Source organism: Streptomyces sp. NPDC058457, assembly GCF_042720695.1.
Taxonomy (GTDB): Bacteria; Actinomycetota; Actinomycetes; order Streptomycetales; family Streptomycetaceae; genus Streptomyces.
Window position 1 is genome coordinate 5,130 of the sequence record NZ_JBHXLU010000053.1, and the last position, 19,580, is coordinate 24,709.

A 19,580-nucleotide genomic window follows, 5' to 3' on the forward strand; every position below is an offset into this window, starting at 1 on the left:
GCCGGCCGCCCCCCCCGCCCCCGCTGCGCCCCGCGGGGGGGGGGGGGCCCCCCCCCCCCCCCCTGGCACCCTCGCACCGGTACTGTCGGACAGACGCCGAGCCGCACAGGGTTGTACGGCTCCCCTTGCGAACTGCACGAGGTGGAATGTGAAGGCGATCCGTCGGTTCACCGTCCGTCCCGTTCTCCCCGAACCCCTCCGCCCCCTCAGCGACCTGGCCCGTAACCTGCGCTGGTCCTGGCACGCCGAGACCCGTGACCTCTTCCAGGCCGTCGACCCCGAGCGCTGGGCCGCCTCGGAGGGCGACCCGGTGCGACTGCTCGGCAGTGTGCCGCCGGCTCGGCTCGCCGAACTGGCCGGGGACCGCCGGTTCCTGCGCCGGCTGACCGCGGTCGCCGATGATCTCAATGACTACGTGACCGGTGACCGCTGGTACCAGACCCGCCCCCAGTCGGCCGAACTCCCGGCCGCCGTCGCCTACTTCTCACCCGAGTTCGGCATCACGGCCGCCCTGCCCCAGTACTCCGGCGGCCTCGGCATCCTGGCCGGCGACCACCTCAAGTCGGCCAGCGACCTCGGCGTGCCGCTGATCGGCGTCGGCCTGCTCTACCGGCACGGCTACTTCCGGCAGTCCCTGTCCCGGGACGGCTGGCAGCAGGAGCACTATCCCGTCCTCGACCCCAACGAACTCCCCGTGGCCCTGCTGAAGGAGGCCGACGGCACCCCCGCGCACGTCTCCCTCGCGCTGCCCGGCGGCAGACTGCTGCGCGCCCGTATCTGGCTGGCCCAGGTCGGCAGGGTGCCGTTGCTGATGCTGGACTCGGACGTCGAGGAGAACGACTTCGGCGAACGCGGGGTCACCGACCGGCTCTACGGCGGCGGCAGCGAGCACCGGCTGCTCCAGGAGATGCTCCTCGGGATAGGGGGTGTGCGGGCCGTACGGACGTACTGCCGGCTGACCGGCCACCCCGTGCCGGAGGTGTTCCACACCAACGAGGGCCACGCCGGCTTCCTGGGCCTGGAGCGGATCGCCGAGCTGGTGGCCGCCGGGCTGGACTTCGACTCCGCGCTGGAGGCGGTCCGGGCCGGCACGGTCTTCACCACCCACACGCCCGTCCCGGCCGGCATCGACCGCTTCGACCGCGAGCTGGTCGCCCACCACTTCGGTCCCGACGCCGAGCTCCCCGGGATCGGCGTGGAGCACATCCTGCGGCTCGGCATGGAGACCTACCCCGGCGGCGAGCCCAACCTCTTCAACATGGCCGTGATGGGGCTGCGGCTGGCCCAGCGCGCCAACGGGGTCTCGCTGCTGCACGGGAACGTCAGCCGGGAGATGTTCTCCGGCCTGTGGCCGGGATTCGACCCCGACGAGGTGCCGATCACCTCCGTGACGAACGGGGTGCACGCCCCGACCTGGGTGGCACCGGAGGTCGTCCGGCTGGGCGCCCGGCGGCTCGGCGACCGCCGTACCGAGGAGGCACTGACCGTCGGCGGCCCGGAGCGCTGGGACGCGGTCGCGGAGGTCGCCGACCAGGAGATCTGGGAGCTGCGCCGCAGCCTGCGCGAGCAGCTGGTGCTGGAGGTGCGGGAGCGGCTGCGGGCGTCCTGGCGGCAACGCGGCGCCGGTACCGCCGAGCTGGGCTGGATCGACGGCGCCCTCGACCCCGACGTCCTGACCATCGGATTCGCCAGGCGTGTCCCCTCGTACAAGCGCCTCACGCTCATGCTGCGCGACCGCGACCGGCTGATGGACCTGCTGCTCCACCCCGAGCGGCCGATCCAGATCGTGGTGGCCGGGAAGGCGCACCCGGCCGACGACGGCGGCAAGCGGCTGGTCCAGGAACTGGTCCGCTTCACCGACGACCCGCGCGTCCGGCACCGCGTCGTCTTCCTGCCCGACTACGGCATGGCGATGGCGCAGAAGCTCCTGCCCGGCTGTGACATCTGGCTGAACAACCCGCTGCGCCCGCTGGAGGCGTGCGGGACGAGCGGGATGAAGGCGGCGCTCAACGGCGGCCTCAACCTCTCGGTGCTGGACGGCTGGTGGGACGAGTGGTTCCAGCCGGACTTCGGCTGGGCGATCCCGACGGCGGACGGCGTCGGCACCGATCCCGACCGCCGGGACGACATCGAGGCCGCCGCGCTGTACGACCTGCTGGAGCAGCGGGTGACCCCGCGCTTCTACGAGCGTGGCCGCAGCGGTCTCCCGGACCGCTGGATCGAGATGGTCCGGCAGACCCTGACCCTGCTGGGGCCCAAGGTGCTGGCGGGCCGCATGGTCCGGGAGTACGTGGAGCGCCTCTACACCCCGGCGGCCCACGCCCACCGGTCCATGACCTCGGACACGGCCCGTGAACTGTCCACCTGGAAGGGCAGGGTGCGGGCGGCCTGGCACGGAGTCTCGGTGGACCACGTCGAGACGACCACCGCCACCGCCACCGCCGAACTGGGCACCACCCTCGCCCTGCGCGTCCGCGTCCGCCTCGGCGACCTCGCCCCCGACGACGTGGAGGTCCAGGCCGTCTCCGGCCGGGTCGACCCGGAGGACCGCATCACGGACGGTACGACCGTCCCGCTGAAGCCGATCGCCGGCCCGGACCTGGAAGGCCACTGGACCTACGAGGGCCCCCTCTCCCTGGACCGCACGGGCCCCTACGGCTACACGGTCCGTATCCTCCCCACCCACCGGCTGCTGGCATCCGGCGCGGAGCTGGGACTGGTGGTGGCGCCTTCGGAGGGGGCGGTCACGGGGGCCGGGGTGCTGATGCGCTGACCACGCGGGACCCGACGCGCCAAGGGCGGACCTTGCCTGCCCTTGGCGATCGGATTGCTCTTCGACGGCAGCTGTCATACCTGCCCCATGCGTACCGTCACTACGGTTGTCGATGGGCATGTACACGAAGTGACGTACGGGGGCGGAGCTTCGATGGGCGATCTGAAAGCGGACACCAAGCGCATACGCGAGTGCTCGCGTGCGCTGCAGCGCATCTACGACAACTTCACCAGCCGCACCAATCCGGCTGAGGACTTCTCCGCGGCGGAGCTCGGGGACCGGCGCACAGTCGGCGCCTTCGACGAGTTCGCCGACAACTGGAAGATCCACCGCAAGGACCGCGGATCGTCGACGGCAGTACCGCCGACTGGGCCAGCACCCTCGAACACGCACAGCAACTGGCCGACAAGGCGCTGAAGGCCGCACAGGCCGCTCACGCCGATCACGAGTCGGCGCTCCGGAGCATCCAGGGCCTGCCGAAGGACACGGCTGACGACGATCCCCAGCGCGTCCGGCTGAACAAGGCGCGGGACCGGGCGGCCGGCGACCTGTCGAACGCCAAGTCGGCCCTCCGGCGTGCCAAGGACGTCCGCGACGACGCGGCGAACCAGGCCGCCAAGGTCATTCACCGTGCCATTACCCACGACGGCATGCACGACTCGGGGTGGGACAAGTTCGGCAACGCGGTCGACTCCATCGCGTCCGACGTGGGGGACTTCCTCAAGGACGCGGGTGAGGTCCTGGTCTCCGACCTCGCCTCCCTCGGCAACGCGATGCTGCACGACGCCGGCTCCACACTCTCCGTTCTCGGCGGACTCGCTCTGGTGGCGGGCGGTCTCGGGGAGGAGGCCGGAGGCGTGCTGCTGGACGCCACCGGCATCGGTGCCGCCCTCGGTATCCCGGTCAATGTCGCGGCCGCCGCCCAGATTGCCGTGGGGGTGTCCCTGGCGGGTGCCGGACTGGCCAACATCGTCAACGACGCGACGGGGCCCGACCGGGTCGACATGACGTCCGACGGTTCGGGCGGCGGAGGCGGTGACTGGGACCCGGCGGCGGAGGCGGACCGGACCAGGCCGTCGGGGCAGCCGGACCCCAATGCGCAGCCTCGGGGGAAGCCGGAATCCCTGAGCAAGAACGACAACCCGGAGACGATCCGGGCCAAGGGGCGAGAGGTGCACTCGGCCGAGACGCTCGCCAAGCAGGGATACGACGTCGAACAGTCTCCGGGAAGGATGGCGAACGGGACGAAGCCTGATTTCCGGGTCGAAGGCCAGATTTTCGACAACTATGCCCCTACCACGAGCAGTCCCCGCTCCATCTGGACAGCGGTCGAGAAAAAGGTGGACAAGGAACAGACGGAGCGCGTCGTTCTGAACCTCGGAGACAGCAACGCCGACCTGGGCGCACTGCGGAAGCAGTTCAACGACTGGCCCAAGGCCGGACTCAAAGAGGTGTTGGTGATCGACCGCGAAGGAAATATCGTGCACCTTTATCCGTAGAAAACAGGGGAACTTCTCCATGGCAATCGATTACGACCTCGACATCGCGACGTCGGCATCCGCGGTCGATGTCGCTGCTCGGCTCTCGGAGATCGGCAGAGGGAACGGCGTGTTCGATGTGTCGGCCACTGCCGAGCGGCTGGCGGAACGGGGGACGTTCGCACTCAGCCGGTTGGGAACCAGCATCAGTGTCCTCCCGCAGGCGACACCACACCCGTGGCACCCCATCGTCGAGGGGCTCGGCTTCACGCCCACTGTCGGTGTCGGGTTCCGCGTGGCCAAAGGCGTCGAGGTCTCGGACCAGGAGGACGACATGATCCGCCTGGTGTCACCTCTGTTGGAGCGCGTCGAGGGCGACGCCGTCCTCCACTTCCAGTACGAGGTGATCTGGCTGCTTCGCCGGAACGGCGAGCTCAGCCTCAACGAACGGGACGACATCTGGCCACCGCAGCGGCTGGCCCTGATGACGCAGCCCTACCGGCGGGAAACCCACAGCATGGACTCGGAGTGAGTCAGTACAGGCGATTCCGGTTTCAGGCGACCGATATGCCGGGCCGCGACATCTGGTGCCCGAATACCGAGGTCGCCCAGGCATTCGTGGGAACCGCCGAGGTCTTCGCCCAGGTCTTCGGCGTCACCTCAGGTGTCGCCGACCCCGTCGACGGAGTCTGCCTCGTCGACTTCCGGGCCTTCGGCGCACTCTGCGCCGCGGCCGTCGGCCGGTTCAGCGGCACCCGTGAGGGAATCCTGCGCTCCCTGTCCCTCGGCTTCATCGCGACCGCGTTGGTTCTCATCGATCGCGCCGGGCACCCGGCCCCCGCGATGCCCGGTCCGGATCAGGAGCGGGCATGGGCGGTACTGCGGGACCAGCATGCCCGGGCCATGGCTGTCTGACCGTCAGAACTCGGGCTCCGCATCCGCGCACAGTCTCCGCAGCACCGCCCCGCAACGGCGGGCGTACGCGTGCTGCAGCCCTCGGGTCGCCGCCCCGCCCGCGCGGGCGTACCACTTGGCGGGTCTGCTGAAGGCCGCGACCGTGAGCCAGACCGTGCCGTCGCCGGTGCGGTCGACGACGAAGGCCTCCTCGCCGCATTCGGGGTGGCCGGTGAGGGTGCCGTAGGCCCAGCCGGCGCGGCGGGACTCCTCGGCCGTCCAGACGATCCGGCAGGGGGCCTTGATGAGGCCGGCCAGGGTGACGGTGACGTCGACGCCGGGGGCCGCGCGGTCGGCGGTGGCGTCGATGCCCACGCCGAGGGCGCGGTGGAGTTCCCAGGTGAGGACCGCCTCGGCGGCCCGGTGGAAGACTTCCTGGCCCTCGCCTATGCGCGTGCGCACATGCAGGGGGTGGAAGCCCGGCGGGCAGGCGGCGAGGCTCTCGCGAGTGGCGCCGACCGCCTCGTACGTGAAGGACATGGGAGAGAGCGTAGGGCGGGCCCCCGGGACGCCTTCTCCCCGGGGGCCCGCCTGTGCTGCTGGGGGTGGGGTCAGCTGACGTTGACCGCCGTCCAGGCCGCCGCCACCGCGTTGTACTCGGTGGAGCCGGAGCCGTACAGCGCGGCCGCCGCGGACAGCGTGCCGGTGCGGGCCGACTTGTAGTTCGTGGTCGACGTGAAGTACGTCGTCAGCGCCTTGTACCAGATCTGCAGCGCCTTGTCCCGGCCGATGCCGGTGACCGTGGAGCCGGTGTACGTCGGCGAGTTGTAGCTGACGCCGTTGATGGTCTTCGAACCGCTGCCCTCCGAGAGGAGGTAGAAGAAGTGGTTCGCGACGCCCGACGAGTAGTGCACGTCGAGGTTGCCGACCGAGGAGGACCAGTAGTTGGCGGAGCCGCCGTCCTTGCTGGGCTGGTCCATGTAGCGCAGCGGGGTGCCGTCGCCGTTGATGTTGATCTTCTCGCCGATGAGGTAGTCACCGGGGTCGGAGGCGTTGTTGGCGTAGAACTCGACACCCGTGCCGAAGATGTCCGAGGTGGCCTCGTTGAGGCCGCCGGACTCGCCGCTGTAGTTGAGGCCCGCGGTGTTGGCGGTGACGCCGTGGCTCATCTCGTGGCCGGCCACGTCCAGCGAGGTCAGCGGGTGGGTGTTGCTGGAGCCGTCGCCGTAGGTCATGCAGAAGCAGTCGTCGTCCCAGAAGGCGTTGACGTACGAGCTGCCGTAGTGGACGCGGGAGTAGGCGCCGACACCGTCGTTCTTGATGCCGCTGCGGCCGAAGGTGCTCTTGTAGAAGTCCCAGGTCTCCTGCGCGCCGTAGGCGGCGTCGGCGGCCGCGGTCACGTCGGTGGTGGAGCTGGAGGCGGTGCCGGTGCCCCAGGTGTTGGTGGTGTTGGTGAACAGGGTGCCGGTGCCGGAGCTGGTGGTGTGCTTCAGGTTGTACGTCTTGTGGCTGCCGCGGGAGGCGTCGGTCAGCGAGTACGTCGTGCCCGACAGCGAGGTGGTGAGGCTGACCGTGCCGGAGTACAGCGTCTTGCCGGTACCGGTGGCGTTCTCGACGCCCTGGTACTCGAAGAGCTTCTTGCCGGTGGCCGCGTCGGTGATGACGTGCAGCTTGTTCGGGGTGCCGTCGTCCTGGAAGCCGCCGACGACCGTCTCGTAGGCGAGGACGGGGGTGCCCGAGCCGGCCCAGACCACCTTGCGGGCGCCGTCGGCGGCCTGCTTGGTGGAGCCGAGGGTCTTGGCCGCGGTGAGCGCGGTCTTCTCGGCCTTGGCGGCGGTGATCTGCGGCTTGAGGGAAGCCACCTTGATGGTCGCCTTGGTCGCCTTGGTGACGCCCTCGGTCTTGCCGGCCTTCGAGGTGTGCACGACGATGTCGCCGCCGAGGACGGGCAGGCCCGCGTAGGTGCGCTCGTAGCGCGTGTGGACCGTGCCGTCGACGTCCTTCACGACGTCCTTGACGACCAGCTTCTCCTTGGTGCCGAGGCCTATCTGCTTGGCCGTCTCGGCGACGTTCGCGTCCGCCTTCTGGATCAGGGCGGTGCGGGCGGAGTTGGAGAGCAGCGTGGGGGCGGCGGCCAGCGGCTTCTTGTCGACGGCCGAGGCGTTCGCGGTCATACCGGTGGTGAGGAGGGCGCCGGCGGCGACAGCGGTGGCGATGGCGAGCGTGGTGCGCTTGTGACGCGCGTAGAGGGGGCTCACTCAAGCTCCTTCATGATGTGGGGAGTCCGGGCGGAGTGGGGTTACCGGCCCGGCTGTGGGGTGTGAAGTTGCTGTGCTGTGCGACGGGTGAAGGAAGAGTGACATCAAGGTCGCGTACATGTCATGACCTTGAAGTGATGTTGGCCGAAAAGCATGTGTTGGGTGAACGTTGCGGGCATGTAAAACGGGCGCCGCCCGAGGGGAGGATCCCCCCGGACGGCGCCCGGTGCCCGTCTGAGTTACCTGCGGTTACGGGAAGGTCAGCTTCCACCCGTTGATCGTGCCGACGTCCTGCGCGGCCTGGTCCTGGACCTTCAACTTCCAGGTGCCATTGGCCGATTCCGACGAGGCGTTCACCGTGTAGGTGTCCGTCACGTTGTCCGCCGAGTCGGACGAGCTGAAGTTCTTCAGGCGGTACGAAGTCCCGGACGGACCGACGAGGTCGATCACCAGGTCGCCGCGCCACGTGTGGCTGATATTCGGCGTTACCTGCAAGTTGCTCGGCGCGTTGCCGGTCCGGCCGGAGACCGTGATCGACGAGGTGACCGCCGGCCCGTTGTCCGGAATCGACACGGCCGTGGTGCTCTCGTACGAGGTGCCCGTACCGCCACCGCCGCCGGAGCGCGCGCCGACCGCCACGGCCGCCCAGGCGTCCTGCACCGCCTTGTACTCGGTGCTGGTGGTGCCGTACAGCTCACCCGCCGCCGCGAGGGTGCCGGTGCGGGCGGCCGCGTAGTTGGTGGTCGAGGTGAACTTGGTGGTGAGCGCCCGGTACCAGATCTGGAGGGCCTTGTCGCGGCCGATGCCGGTGACCGGAAGGCCGTCCGAGGTGGGCGAGTTGTAGCTGACGCCGTTGATGACCTTGGCGCCGCTGCCCTCGCTCAGCAGGTAGAAGAAGTGGTTCGCCACGCCGGACGAGTAGTGCACGTCGAGGTTGCCGACGCCGGAGTACCAACTGTCCGCGGAACCGCCGTCCTTGCTCGGCTTGTCCATGTAGCGCAGCGGGGTGCCGTCGCCGTTGATGTTGATCTTCTCGCCGATGAGGTAGTCACCGACGTCGGTCGAGTTGGCCGCGTAGAACTCCACGCCGGTGCCGAAGATGTCGGAGGTGGCCTCGTTGAGGCCGCCGGACTCGCCGCTGTAGTTGAGGCCGGCGGTGTTGGCGGTGACGCCGTGGCTCATCTCGTGGCCGGCCACGTCGAGGGCGGTCAGCGGGTCCGCGTTGCCGGAGCCGTCGCCGTAGGTCATGCAGAAGCAGCCGTCGTCCCAGAACGCGTTGACGTACGAGTTGCCGTAGTGGACGCGGGAGTAGGCGCCGACGCCGTTGTTCTTGATGCCGCTGCGGCCGAAGGTGTTCTTGTAGAAGTCCCAGGTCTCGGCGGCCCCGTAGTGCGCGTCGGCGCCCGCGGTGGCGGCGTTCGACGTGGTGCTGTTGCCCCAGGTGTTGCTCGACTGCGAGAACAGCGTGCCGGTGCCCGAGGTGCCGTGGTTCAGGTTGTACGTCTTGTGGCCGCCACGGTCGCCGTCGGTCAGGTTGTACGTCGAACCCGACTGGGTCGTCGACAGCGACACCGTCCCGCTGTACTGGGTGTTACCGGTGCCGGTGACGTTCTCGATGCCCTGGTACTCGAAGAGCTTCTTGCCGGTGGCAGCGTCGGTGATGACGTGCAGCTGGTTGGGGGTGCCGTCGTCCTGGAAGCCGCCGACGATCGTCTCGTAGGCGAGGACGGGGGTGCCCGAGCCGGCCCAGACCACCTTGCGGGCGCCGTCCGCCGCGGACTTGGTGGAGCCCAGCGTCCTGGCGGCGGCGAGGGCCGTCTTCTCGGCGCTCGCCGCGCTCCTGGCCGGGGTGAGGTCGGCGACCTTGAGCGCGGCGTTGTTCGCCTTGATGACCCGCTCGGTGGCGCCCGACCTGGCGGTGTCGACGACCAGGTCGCCGCCGAGGACCGGCAGACCGGCGTAGGTGCGCTCGTAGCGGGTGTGCAGGGTGCCGTCGGCGTCCTTCACGACGTCCTTGACGACCAGCTTCTCCTTGGTGCCGAGGCCTATCGCCTTTGCGGTGGCGGCCCGTTCGCCGCTCGCGTCGCGGAGCAGTTCCGCGCGCTGCGAGGGGGAGAGCTTGACGGCCGCGTGGGCCGGGTTGACCCTGCCGAGCTGCGGGGCGGCCGGGGCGGCGCTGGCGGCGCCCGACTGGACGGCCGCGGCGATCAGGGCGGTGACGCCCGCGAGGGCCACTGCTGCGGTACGGCGGTACGTGCTGTGGGGGGTGCGTCTGCGAGAGGAACTGCTTCTCAACACTGACTCCTTCTGCGTGGCCGCGGGTCACACGGCCAGGGGAGATCCGGACGGCGGGTGGGCCGGCCGGGCAGAACTGGGCGAAGCTCGGAACCATGTGCGTGTGCAGTGCCCGACCCGACAGCAGCGGCGGGGTGGAGCTGTGGGGTTGCTGTGAGTCGGCCGTGGGAAGAGTGGCAGCAGAAAACGCCACCTGTCAGGACCGCGTCAGGAACTTGGCCGGAAATCGTTCGTTGACCGGATGTTCAGGTCCGGTATGCGGACCGTTGGCCGGTGCGGTCCGAGTGAGGGGTGACGTAAAGCCCTCGTAAGTTCGAGGGAAAAGCACGGTATGTGAGGGGAAGTTTGCGGGCGCGACATGCCCCCGGAACCACGGAGCAACACCAGCGGGCGGATCCTGCCGTGCAATTCGGCGGTCTGCCGGACCGCCGCTCCCAGGAGGGGAGTTGACGGTGCAGTGATTCCGTATCCGAGTTGGCTGGACGCCGGGGACAACGCCTGGCAGCTCGTCGCCGCGACCCTGGTCGGGCTCATGAGCATTCCCGGCATCGCGATTCTTTACGGCGGCCTGGTCCAGCGCAAGTGGGTCGTGAACACCATGTTCATGGCCTTCACCGGCTTCTCGCTGGTGCTGGTCGGCTGGGTGCTGTGGGAGTTCAAGATGGGCTTCGGGGAACCCCTGAACGCGCACTGGCCCGGGATCCTCGGTGCGTTCGTCGGCCGCCCCGGCACCATCGTCGGCTCGGCGAGCGAACAGCAGCAGGCCTACATCCCGCTCGTCAACGGCAACGACCTGATGCCGAGCTTCCACTTCCCGCAGTCCACGCTCGCCTACTTCCACTTCGCTTTCGCGGCGATCACCCCCCTGCTCTTCATGGGCAGCGTCATCGGCCGCATGAACATCCGCGCCTGGCTGCTCTTCGTCCCGCTCTGGTCAACCCTCGTCTACACCGTCAACGCCTTCCTGCTGTGGGGCGGCGGCTGGTGGGCGGCCAAGGGCGCCCTCGACTACTCCGGCGGCTACGTCATCCACCTCGCCGCCGGCACCTCCGGCTTCGTGGCCGCCGCCGTGATCGGCCCCCGCCTCGCCAAGGACCGGGCCCACGGCGTCCCCAACAACCTGCCCATGGTCGCCGTCGGCGCCGGCATCCTCTGGCTCGGCTGGAACGGCTTCAACGGCGGCGACATGTACTTCGGCGGCCACAACGCGGCCGCCGCCGTCCTCAACACCAACCTCTGCACGGCCGTCGCCCTGCTGGTCTGGGTCCTGTGGGACATGCTCGTCGGACCGCAGCGCAAACCGACCTTCCTCGGCGCGGTCAACGGCATGATCGTCGGTCTGGTGGCCATCACCCCGGCGGCCGGGTTCGTCACCGGCATCGGCGCGATCTACATCGGCATCATCTCGTCGTCGATCGTCTGGCTCGCCTGGACCTATCTCCCGAAGATCAAACCGTTCTCGAAGGTCGACGACGCGCTCGGCGTCGTCTACACCCACGGCATCGCGGGCCTGGCCGGCGGCATGCTCGTCGGCATCTTCGCCGACCCGGCGATGGCCGTGTACCTCAACAAGGACGGCTCCACCGCCTGGTCCACCAGCGGCTGGCTCTACGGCAACCTCGACCAGCTGTGGAAGCAGGCGGGCGCGGCCGGCACGGTCATCCTCTACGACGCCGTGATGACCTTCCTGATCCTCAGGGCCATCGGCCTGTTCGTGAAACTCCGGGCACCGGACTCCGTCCTGGAGAGCGGCGACCTCGCCGTCCACGACGAGGAGGCCTACCCGGCGGAGACCGCGACGGCGGCCGCGGCGGAACCGGTCGGGGTGGCGGCCGCGGCGGGCGCAGCCGTACCGGCACCAGCACCGGAGAAGGAGCGCGAGCCGGACACCGGCTGAGGCAGCGGGAGTTGAGGACCGGAAGCCGTAGCAGCCGCCAGGCGAAGGGGTCTCGGTGAAACTCATCACCGCGGTCCTCCCCCCGCACCGCGTCCCCGACGTGATGAAGGCGCTCCAGTCCTTCGGGGTGCGGGGCGTGACCGTGACGGAGGTCCAGGCCTACACGCCCCGCCGGGTCCGGGTGGAGATCTACCGGGGCACCGAGTACCGCGTGGACCTGAGCCCGCAGCTCCGCCTCGACATCCTCACCCTCGACTTCGACGCCGCCGACCTGGTCCGCGTCATCCGTGCCGCGGGCGGCCGCGGCACGGGAGGCGGGACGGTGTGGGTGACGCCGGTGGAGGAGGTGGTCCGCATCAGGACGCGGGAGCGGGGACCGGACGCCCTGTGAGGAGGGGACGCCCGGCGCGGCGGGGAGCGGCACGGGGGCCCCGGACTCAGGAAGGGGGCGCCCCCCGTTCCCCGTGCCAGGTCGCCCACAGGGCCGCGTAGGCGCCGTCCGCCGCCACCAGCTCCTCGTGTGTGCCGAGTTCGGTGAGGAGGCCGTCCTCCATCACCGCCACCCGGTCGGCGTCATGGGCGGTGTGCAGCCGGTGGGCGATGGCGATGACCGTACGGCCTTCGAGTACGGCCGCCAGGGCGCGCTCGGTGTGCCGGGCGGTCGCCGGGTCCAGCAGCGCGGTCGCCTCGTCCAGGATCAGCGTGTGCGGGTCGGCCAGCACCACCCGGGCCAGCGCGAGTTGCTGGGCCCGGGAGCCGTCGGTGGCCGTGCCGCCCGTGCCGCCCGTGCCGAGCCGGGTGTCGAGGCCGTCGGGCAGGCCGCGCACCCAGTCGTCGGCGCCGACGGCGGTGAGCGCCGCCCACAGGTCGGCGTCGGCCGCGGCCGGTTCGGCGATCAGCAGATTGTCCCGGACCGTGCCGAGGAAGACATGGTGCTCCTGCGTGACCAGGACGACCTGGCGGCGCAGCCGCTCCGGTTCCAGCCCCGCGATCGGCACCCCGCCCACGGTCACCGTGCCCGACCCGGGCGCGTCGACGCCCGCCAGCAGCCGGCTCAGCGTCGTCTTCCCGGCACCGGACGGCCCGACCACCGCGAGCCGCTCCCCGGGCCGCACCGTGAGGTCCACCCCGCGCAGCACCTCACCGCCGCGCTCGTAGGCGTACCGCACCTCACGCACGTCGATCCGGTCGTCCGCCGGAGCGGGTGCCCCGCCGTCCGCCGCCGCCCGCGGAGCCTGTGCCAGCCCCTCCACCCGGGCGAACGAGGCACCGCTGGACTGGAGCTGCTCCACCCGCATCAGGATCTGGTCCAGCGGCTCCGTGAACTGCCGCAGGTACAGCGCCGCCGACACCACCACCCCGACGCCCGCATGCAGCAGCCCGCCGACCAGCAGCACCCCCGCCACCGGCACCGTGTACGACACCTCGACCGCCGGGAAGAACACGGTCCGCAGCCACAGCGTGTAGAACCGGGCCTTCCGATTGGTCTCCAGCGCGTCCCGGCTCGCCGCGATCCGCTGCTCCTGGAGCCGGAACGCCTCCACCGTGCGGGCGCCCGTCACCGTCGCCGTGACGATCTCCGCGACCCCCGAGGTGGCGGCGCCCTCGGCGAGATAAGCGTCCCGGGCCCGGCGCAGATACCAGCGCAGCGCGAACCAGATCGGGGTCATCCCGAGCACCCCGAACGCGGCCAGCGCCGGGTCGAGGACGAACACCGCGCCCATCACGAACAGCGCCTGGACCGTGCTGACCAGCAGTTCGGGCCCGGCGTCCCGCAGGGTGGTGCCGACGGTGCTCACGTCGCCCGTGCCGCGCGCGGTCAGGTCGCCGGTGCCGGCCCGCTCCACGACCGACGCGGGCAGCGCCAGCGCCCGGTCCACGAACTCCTCGCGGACCCGGGCCAGCGTCCGCTCGCCGAAGCGGTGGCCGAGGTAGCGGGCGGAGCGGGCGAGCAGCAGCTGGGCGAGGGAGCAGAGCAGGATCCACCGGGCGAGGTGGTCCACGGCGCCGACCCCGCGGCCGGCCCGTACCTCGTCCACGATCCGGCCGACCAGCCAGGGGCCGGCGAGGCCGGCGCCGGCTGCCGCCGCGTTCAGCAGCAGGGCGGCGGCGAAGGGGCCGCGGTCCGCCTTCACCAGGCGGAGGGTGGCCCGGCGTACGTCGGCGCGGCCGGCGACCGGGAGTTGACTCGCCGTCACCTGACGACCTCCTCCTCTTCCGTGTCCCGGGCCACGAGGGCGCGGTAGCCGGGTGCGTACTCCAGCAGTCCCTCGTGGGTGCCGGTCGCGGCGACCTTGCCGTCGACCAGGAAGATCACCTCGTCGACGTGGGCCAGCATCAGCGGGGAGGTGGTGGTGAGGAGGGTGGTGCGGCCGTCGCGTGCGGAGCGGAGGCGCTCCGCTACGAGGGCCTCGGTGTGGGCGTCGAGGGCGGAGGTGGGTTCCACGGCGAGGAGGACCTCGGGGGCGGCGAGGAGGGCGCGGGCCAGGCGGATGCGTTGGCGTTGGCCGCCGGAGAGGTTGCGGGCCTGGGCGTCGATCGGGGAGTCGAGGCCGTCGGGGAGGGCCTGGACGATGTCGCTGGCCGCGGCGGCGTGGAGGGCTTGGGTGATGTGCGCGTCAGAGGGTGCCTCGCGATGTGGGGTGGCGGGTGCAGCGCCGTCGTGGCTGGTCGCGCAGTTCCCCGCGCCCCTTTGGGGCGCGTCGTGGCCGGCGTCCTGAGAAGATTCGGCGGGTGTGTGGGGGCTGGTCGCGCCCGCGCGGCGGCAGCCGCAGATCTGATGCAGCCCCGCGCCCCTGAAGGGGCGCGTTTCGCCTGCGCCTGTTGCATTGCGCAGGGTGCCTGCGAACAGATCGGCATCGTTGTCGGCCACCAGGATGCGGGTGCGTACCTCCGGGAGGGGTACTGCGTCCAGTCGTACCCCTCCCCACGTCACGTCCGAGCGGGTGTACCGGCCCAGGCGGTCCACGACCGCTCCCGCCTCCGTCGGGGCGGCGCTCACCAGGGCCGTCAGGCGGCCGGGCCGGACCCGTACTCCCGACTCCGGGTCGTGCAGGACGGCCGGGTCGGCGGGGGGCTGCTGCGTGCCCTCGTCCGGGCGCGGCTCGTGGCGCAGGAGGCGGACGACCCTGCGGGCGGCCACCACGCCCCGGCTCAGCTGGTAGCCCATGTCGAGGAAGAAGGCCACCGGGCCGATCAGGACGGCGACATAGCCGTACACCGACACCAGCTGGCCCACGGTGATGTCGCCGTGGGCGGCCATCCGGGCCGCGATCCAGGTGACCACCGCGAGGAACACCGTCGGAAGGCCCATGCCCAGCGCCTGGACCCAGCTGGCCACCGCGCCCACCCGGTAGCCCTGGGCGCGCAGGTGCTGGGAGTCGCGGCGGAAGGCGTCCGCGAACAGGCCCTTGCCGCCGAGGCCGTTGAGGACGCGGAGGCCGCCCGCGAGGTCGCCGATGCGGGCCGTGAGCACGCTCTGACGTTCCCGGTACTCGGTCTCCCTGCCCTGCAGCCGCCGGGCCAGCGGCCCCGCGAGCAGCGCCACCACCGGCACCCCGAGCAGCACCACGCCGGTCAGCAGGGGCGAGATCGTCAGCAGCAGACCGGCCACCACCGCGTACACGACGACCGCGCCCACCCCGGGGCCTACGACGGTCAGCGCCTGGGCGATGGTGTGCACGTCGCCGACGCCGATCGTGACGACCTCGCCGGCGTCGGCCCGGCGCGGCAGCTCGGCGCCGAGCCGTACCGTCTGACCGACGAGCACCTTGATCGTGCGGAAGTAGGCGTCCATCCGCACCCGGGTCATCGTGCGGTGCCGCATGATGCTGATCCAGGCGTTGACCGCCCCGAGGACGAAGATCGCCGCCGTCCAGCCGGCCAGCACCGCCATCCGGCCCGGCACCAGGCCGTCGTCCACGGCCCGGGCCATCATGTACGGCGTCCCGGCCATCAGCGTCAGCCAGACACTGGCCAGCAGCGCCCCGGCGAGCGAGCGGCCCGGCTGGCAGGCCACCAGCCACCACAGGTAGGACCACCCGCCGCGGGTGTCGGGCGTGCCCGGATCCTCGTACGCGTCGATCACCCTGCGACCCCCGTTCTCTCAGCCTCTCGGCTAGGCCAGACTGTCCCGCCAGGCGCGGTGCAGATCCGCGAACCGGCCGGTACCCGCGATGAGTTCGGCCGGCCGGCCGTCCTCGACGATGCGGCCGTGCTCCATCACCAGCACCCGGTCGGCGATCTCCACGGTGGACAGCCGGTGCGCGATCACCACCGCCGTACGGCCCTTCAGGACCGTCGACATCGCGCGCTGCACGGCCCGTTCCCCGGGGATGTCCAGCGAACTGGTCGCCTCGTCGAGGATCAGCACCGCCGGGTCGGCGAGCAGGGCGCGGGCGAACGCGACCAGCTGGCGCTGCCCGGCCGAGATGCGCCCGCCGCGCTTGCGGACGTCCGTGTCGTACCCGTCGGGCAGCGCGGCGATGAACTCGTGGGCGCCGATCGCCTTGGCGGCCTGCTCGATCTCCTCGCGGGTGGCGTCCGGGCGGCCGATGGCGATGTTCTCGGCGACCGTGCCGGAGAACAGGAACGACTCCTGGGTGACCATCACCACCCCGCGGCGGAGTTCGCGCACGGTCAGCTCGCGCAGGTCCACGCCGTCCAGGAGGACCCGGCCGTCGGACGGGTCGTAGAAGCGAGCCAGCAGCTTGGCGAGCGTCGACTTGCCGGCGCCGGTGGAGCCGACGACCGCGACCGTCTGCCCGGCCGGCAGGGTGAGGTCGAAGACGGGCAGCACCTCGCCGCCGGTGCGGTAGGCGAAGCGGACACCGTCGAAGACGACCTCGCGGCCCGGCAGTTCGGCCGCCGACGGGGGCAGCTCCTTCGGGACCGAGGGCTCCGGGACGGACGGGGTCTGGGCCAGCAGGCCCGCGATCTTCTCCAGGGAGGCCGCGGCCGACTGGTAGGAGTTGAGGAACATGCCGAGGCGGTCGATCGGGTCGTACAGCCGCCGCAGGTAGAGGACGGCCGCGGCCAGGACGCCCAGCTCCAGCGCGCCGGACGCCACCCGGTAGGCGCCCCACAGCACGATCACCGCGACCGAGGTGTTCGCGACCAGCCGGGAGCCGACCACGTACCGCGCCATTTCGAGGAGCGCGTCGCCGTTGGTCCGCTCGTGGCGGTGGTTCAGCACGGCGAACTCGGCGTCGTTGGCGGCCTCCCGGCGGAACGCGCGCACCGGGCGGATGCCGTTCATCGTCTCCACGAACTTCACGATCACCGACGCGATCGCCGTGGACCGCGCCTTGTACACCCGCACCGCGCGCCGCTGGTACAGCCGCACGAGCAGGTACAGCGGGACGAAGCTCACCACTGCGACCGCGCCGAGGCCCAGGTCCAGCCAGAGCAGCATCGCCGAGATGTAGAGGAAGGAGAGGATGACCGTGACCAGCTCCTGGAGGCCCTCGGCCAGCAGCTCGCGCAGCGACTCGACGTCCGTGGTGGAGCGGGAGATGAGCCGGCCCGACGTGTAGCGCTCGTGGAAGTCGACGCTCAGCGCCTGCGCGTGGCGGAAGATGCGGCCGCGCAGATCGAGGAGGACGTCCTGGTTCACGCGGGCGGAGGCCTCGACGAACGCGTACTGGAGGCCGCCGGAGAGCACGGCGCTCAGGCCGTAGCCGGCCGCGACCGCGAACAGCGGGCCGTGGTCGTGGCGGCGGAACGCCGGGACGGCCGTGTCGATGGCGTACGCCACCAGCAGCGGGCCCGCCTGGACCGCCGCCTGCTGGAGCAGCAGGAGGAGCGTGGTGACGGCGACCCGCGCCTTCATGGGGGCGAGGAGCGAGCGCAGCAGGGTGGCCGTGGCGCCGGGCGGGGTGGGCAGGACGTCCCGGTCGAACGGATCGCCGCCCGCGTCGCCGGTGGGCTCGGGCCTGGGGAGTTCGTCGTCCTCGTCGGGGGCGGGGAGGGAGGTGGCTGCGGTCATCGGCGGTGATCCTCCCCGGACATCAGGTGGGCGTACTCGGCGTTCGTGCGCAGCAGTTCGTGGTGGGTGCCGACGGCGGTGACCCGGCCGCCGGAGAGCAGGGCGACCCGGTCGGCGAGCAGCACGGTGGAGGGGCGGTGGGCGACGATCAGCGCGGTGGTGTCGGCGAGCACGTCGCGCAGGGCGGCCTCCACGGCGGCCTCCGTGTGCACGTCCAGCGCGGAGAGCGGATCGTCGAGCACGAGGAAGCGGGGCCGGCCGACGACCGCCCGCGCGAGCGCGAGGCGCTGCCGCTGGCCACCGGAGAGGCTGAGGCCCTGCTCGCCGACCTGGGTGCCGGTGCCCTGGGGGAGGGCGTGCGCGAAATCGGCCTGTGCGACGGCGAGGGCACGCGCCAGCTCGGGCTCGCCGGCGCCTTCCTCGGCTCCCATGAGCACGTTCTCGCCGACGGAGGCGGAGAACAGGGTGGGTTCCTCGAAGGCGACGGCGACGAGCGAGCGGAGCTCCTCGCGGGGCATGGCGGTGATGTCCCGGCCGTCGAGGGTGATCCGCCCGGAAGTGGCCTCGTGCAGGCGAGGGATGAGAGCGGTGAGCGTGGTCTTGCCGCTGCCGGTGGCGCCGACGAGGGCCATGGACTCGCCGGGGCGGATGTGGAGGTCGACGAGTTCGAGTGTCGGGGTGGAGTCGGGGGCGGCGTCGGGGTAACGGAACTGAACGTTCTCGAAGCGGATGCCGTCGGGTTCGGGGGCCGGTCCGCTGTCGGGTGCGGCGCCGTCGTGGCTGGTCGCGCCGTTCCCCGCGCCCCTTACAGGGCGAACAGCGCCCCGTAGGGGCGCGGGGAACTGCGCGCTCGGCCCCCACGCACCCGCACCCGCACCCGACAACGAACCGGCGTCCTCCCGCAACGCGTCCCGCACCTCGAAGAAGCGCTCCGTCGCCGTCGCCGCCTCCTGGCTCATGGCCAGCAGAAAGCCGATCGACTCCACCGGCCACCTCAGCGCCAGCGCCGTGGACAGGAACGCCACCAGCGTCCCCGCGCTCAGCTCGCCCTCCGCGACCTGGATCGAACCCCACAGCAGCGCCGCCCCGATCGCCACCTCCGGCAGCGTGACGATGACGCCCCAGATCATCGCCAGCATCCGCGCCTTGCGCAGCTCCGTGCCCCGCAGGGTCCGCACCAGTTCGCGGAACGCGTGCGCCTGGCTGCGGTGGCGGCCGAAACCCTTGATGATGCGGATGCCGAGCACGCTCTCCTCGACCACCGTCGTCAGGTCGCCGACCTGGTCCTGGGCGAGCCGCGCCACCACCGCGTACCGGTTCTCGAAGATCACGCACGTCCAGATCACCGGGATCGTGGGCCCGAGGATGACCAGGCCCAGCGTCCAGTCCTGCCCCAGCATGATCAGCACGCCGACGAGGATCGTCACCCCGTTCACCAGCAGGAAGGTCAACGGGAAGGCGAGGAACATGCGGAGCAGCATCAGGTCGGTGGTGGCCCGGGAGAGCAGCTGCCCGGAGGCCCAGCGGTCGTGGAAGGCGACCGGCAGGCGCTGGAGATGGCCGTACAGGTCCGCCCGCATCCCCGCCTCCACCCGGGACAGGGGCCGGGCGACCAGCCAGCGGCGCAGACCGAAGAGCAGTGCTTCCGCGATGCCGAGCAGCAGCAGGTACAGCGCGCCGAGCCACACCCCGGCCGGGTCGCGGTCGGCCACCGGGCCGTCCACCATCCACTTGAGGACGAGCGGGATCACGAGCCCCGTACAGGAGGCGACGACCGCGACGAACGCGGCGACGGACAGCCGCAACCGCACCGGCCGTACGTACGGCCACAGGCGCAGCAGGGTGCGGACGGCGGACCGGTCCTTGGTGGTTGCACGTGTCGGAGGCATCAGTGGCGAGCCTACGGATCGCCACTGACAACGCCCACCGAGTTTTGGCCGGACCGGAATCGGCCGCTGGTCCTACGACCTGGGCGTTCGAGGGGCCGTACAGGTGGATT

General features: G+C 71.2%; 14 protein-coding genes. 7 read left to right on the plus strand and 7 right to left on the minus strand.

All coding sequences use genetic code 11. The features are described 5' to 3' along the window. Nucleotides 1–148: 148 nt before the first annotated feature. The 5 genes from ACFWPS_RS33050 to ACFWPS_RS33070 all read left to right on the plus strand — a co-directional run bounded on the left by ACFWPS_RS33050 (nt 149) and on the right by ACFWPS_RS33070 (nt 5,166). Nucleotides 149–2,773 (plus strand): glycosyltransferase family 1 protein, encoded by a 2,625-nt coding sequence (locus ACFWPS_RS33050; protein ID WP_383711766.1) that lies wholly within the window; start codon nt 149–151, stop codon nt 2,771–2,773. A 153-nt stretch (nt 2,774–2,926) separates the two neighbouring features. Beyond that, nucleotides 2,927–3,190: a hypothetical protein gene (locus ACFWPS_RS33055; RefSeq protein WP_383711769.1), complete on the plus strand. Its 264-nt coding sequence runs from the start codon at nt 2,927–2,929 to the stop codon at nt 3,188–3,190. 233 nt (nt 3,191–3,423) lie between these two features. Next, nucleotides 3,424–4,272 carry a hypothetical protein gene (locus ACFWPS_RS33060; RefSeq protein ID WP_383711772.1) on the plus strand — a complete coding sequence of 283 codons (849 nt, stop codon included), beginning with the start codon at nt 3,424–3,426 and terminating at the stop codon, nt 4,270–4,272. 19 nt (nt 4,273–4,291) lie between these two features. Continuing rightward, nucleotides 4,292–4,783, plus strand: a complete 492-nt coding sequence (locus tag ACFWPS_RS33065) for a SitI3 family protein (protein WP_383711775.1) — start codon at nt 4,292–4,294, stop codon at nt 4,781–4,783. 35 nt (nt 4,784–4,818) lie between these two features. Further along, nucleotides 4,819–5,166: a DUF6086 family protein gene (locus ACFWPS_RS33070; protein ID WP_383711778.1), complete on the plus strand. Its 348-nt coding sequence runs from the start codon at nt 4,819–4,821 to the stop codon at nt 5,164–5,166. A gap of 3 nt (nt 5,167–5,169) precedes the next feature. Here the strand turns inward: ACFWPS_RS33070 and ACFWPS_RS33075 are convergent, their stop codons facing one another. The 3 genes from ACFWPS_RS33075 to ACFWPS_RS33085 form a co-directional block, all read right to left on the minus strand. Next, complete coding sequence (locus ACFWPS_RS33075; RefSeq protein WP_383711781.1) at nt 5,170–5,685, minus strand: DUF1990 domain-containing protein; 516 nt, start codon at nt 5,683–5,685, stop codon at nt 5,170–5,172. Between the two features lie 71 nt (nt 5,686–5,756). Further along, nucleotides 5,757–7,403 carry a M4 family metallopeptidase gene (locus ACFWPS_RS33080; protein WP_383711783.1) on the minus strand — a complete coding sequence of 549 codons (1,647 nt, stop codon included), beginning with the start codon at nt 7,401–7,403 and terminating at the stop codon, nt 5,757–5,759. 249 nt (nt 7,404–7,652) lie between these two features. Then, nucleotides 7,653–9,698, minus strand: a complete 2,046-nt coding sequence (locus tag ACFWPS_RS33085; RefSeq protein WP_383711786.1) for a M4 family metallopeptidase — start codon at nt 9,696–9,698, stop codon at nt 7,653–7,655. 457 nt (nt 9,699–10,155) lie between these two features. Between ACFWPS_RS33085 and ACFWPS_RS33090 the strand changes: the two genes are divergently transcribed. Together ACFWPS_RS33090 and ACFWPS_RS33095 are read left to right on the plus strand one after the other, a co-directional pair. Next, complete coding sequence (locus ACFWPS_RS33090; RefSeq protein WP_383711789.1) at nt 10,156–11,595, plus strand: ammonium transporter; 1,440 nt, start codon at nt 10,156–10,158, stop codon at nt 11,593–11,595. Between the two features lie 55 nt (nt 11,596–11,650). After that, nucleotides 11,651–11,986, plus strand: a complete 336-nt coding sequence (locus ACFWPS_RS33095) for a P-II family nitrogen regulator (protein ID WP_089098676.1) — start codon at nt 11,651–11,653, stop codon at nt 11,984–11,986. A 46-nt stretch (nt 11,987–12,032) separates the two neighbouring features. Here the strand turns inward: ACFWPS_RS33095 and ACFWPS_RS33100 are convergent, their stop codons facing one another. Genes ACFWPS_RS33100 through ACFWPS_RS33115 form a run of 4 tightly spaced genes read right to left on the minus strand, consistent with a single transcriptional unit; the run spans nt 12,033 to nt 19,470 of the window. Further along, complete coding sequence (locus ACFWPS_RS33100; RefSeq protein WP_383711791.1) at nt 12,033–13,793, minus strand: ABC transporter ATP-binding protein; 1,761 nt, start codon at nt 13,791–13,793, stop codon at nt 12,033–12,035. Beyond that, nucleotides 13,790–15,682, minus strand: coding sequence for an ABC transporter transmembrane domain-containing protein (locus tag ACFWPS_RS33105; RefSeq protein WP_383711793.1), 1,893 nt, complete (start codon nt 15,680–15,682; stop codon nt 13,790–13,792). The genes ACFWPS_RS33100 and ACFWPS_RS33105 overlap by 4 nt, the downstream gene beginning before the upstream one ends. 30 nt (nt 15,683–15,712) lie before the next feature. Beyond that, the gene (locus tag ACFWPS_RS33110) at nt 15,713–17,581 is read right to left on the minus strand and encodes an ABC transporter ATP-binding protein (RefSeq protein ID WP_383711796.1); all 1,869 of its coding nucleotides are present in this window, start codon (nt 17,579–17,581) and stop codon (nt 15,713–15,715) included. Further along, nucleotides 17,578–19,470: an ABC transporter ATP-binding protein gene (locus ACFWPS_RS33115; RefSeq protein WP_383711799.1), complete on the minus strand. Its 1,893-nt coding sequence runs from the start codon at nt 19,468–19,470 to the stop codon at nt 17,578–17,580. Before ACFWPS_RS33115 ends, ACFWPS_RS33110 begins: the two co-directional genes overlap by 4 nt. Nucleotides 19,471–19,580: the final 110 nt, after the last annotated feature.

What these genes read in the sequence shown, in the direction of transcription:
- ACFWPS_RS33055 (WP_383711769.1), top strand. Translation starts at nt 2,927, where the DNA reads ATGGGCGATCTGAAAGCGGACACCAAGCGCATACGCGAGTGCTCGCGT.
- ACFWPS_RS33060 (WP_383711772.1), top strand. Translation starts at nt 3,424, where the DNA reads ATGCACGACTCGGGGTGGGACAAGTTCGGCAACGCGGTCGACTCCATC.
- ACFWPS_RS33065 (WP_383711775.1), top strand. Translation starts at nt 4,292, where the DNA reads ATGGCAATCGATTACGACCTCGACATCGCGACGTCGGCATCCGCGGTC.
- ACFWPS_RS33070 (WP_383711778.1), top strand. Translation starts at nt 4,819, where the DNA reads ATGCCGGGCCGCGACATCTGGTGCCCGAATACCGAGGTCGCCCAGGCA.
- ACFWPS_RS33075 (WP_383711781.1), bottom strand. Translation starts at nt 5,685, where the DNA reads ATGTCCTTCACGTACGAGGCGGTCGGCGCCACTCGCGAGAGCCTCGCC.
- ACFWPS_RS33110 (WP_383711796.1), bottom strand. Translation starts at nt 17,581, where the DNA reads ATGACCGCAGCCACCTCCCTCCCCGCCCCCGACGAGGACGACGAACTC.
- ACFWPS_RS33115 (WP_383711799.1), bottom strand. Translation starts at nt 19,470, where the DNA reads ATGCCTCCGACACGTGCAACCACCAAGGACCGGTCCGCCGTCCGCACC.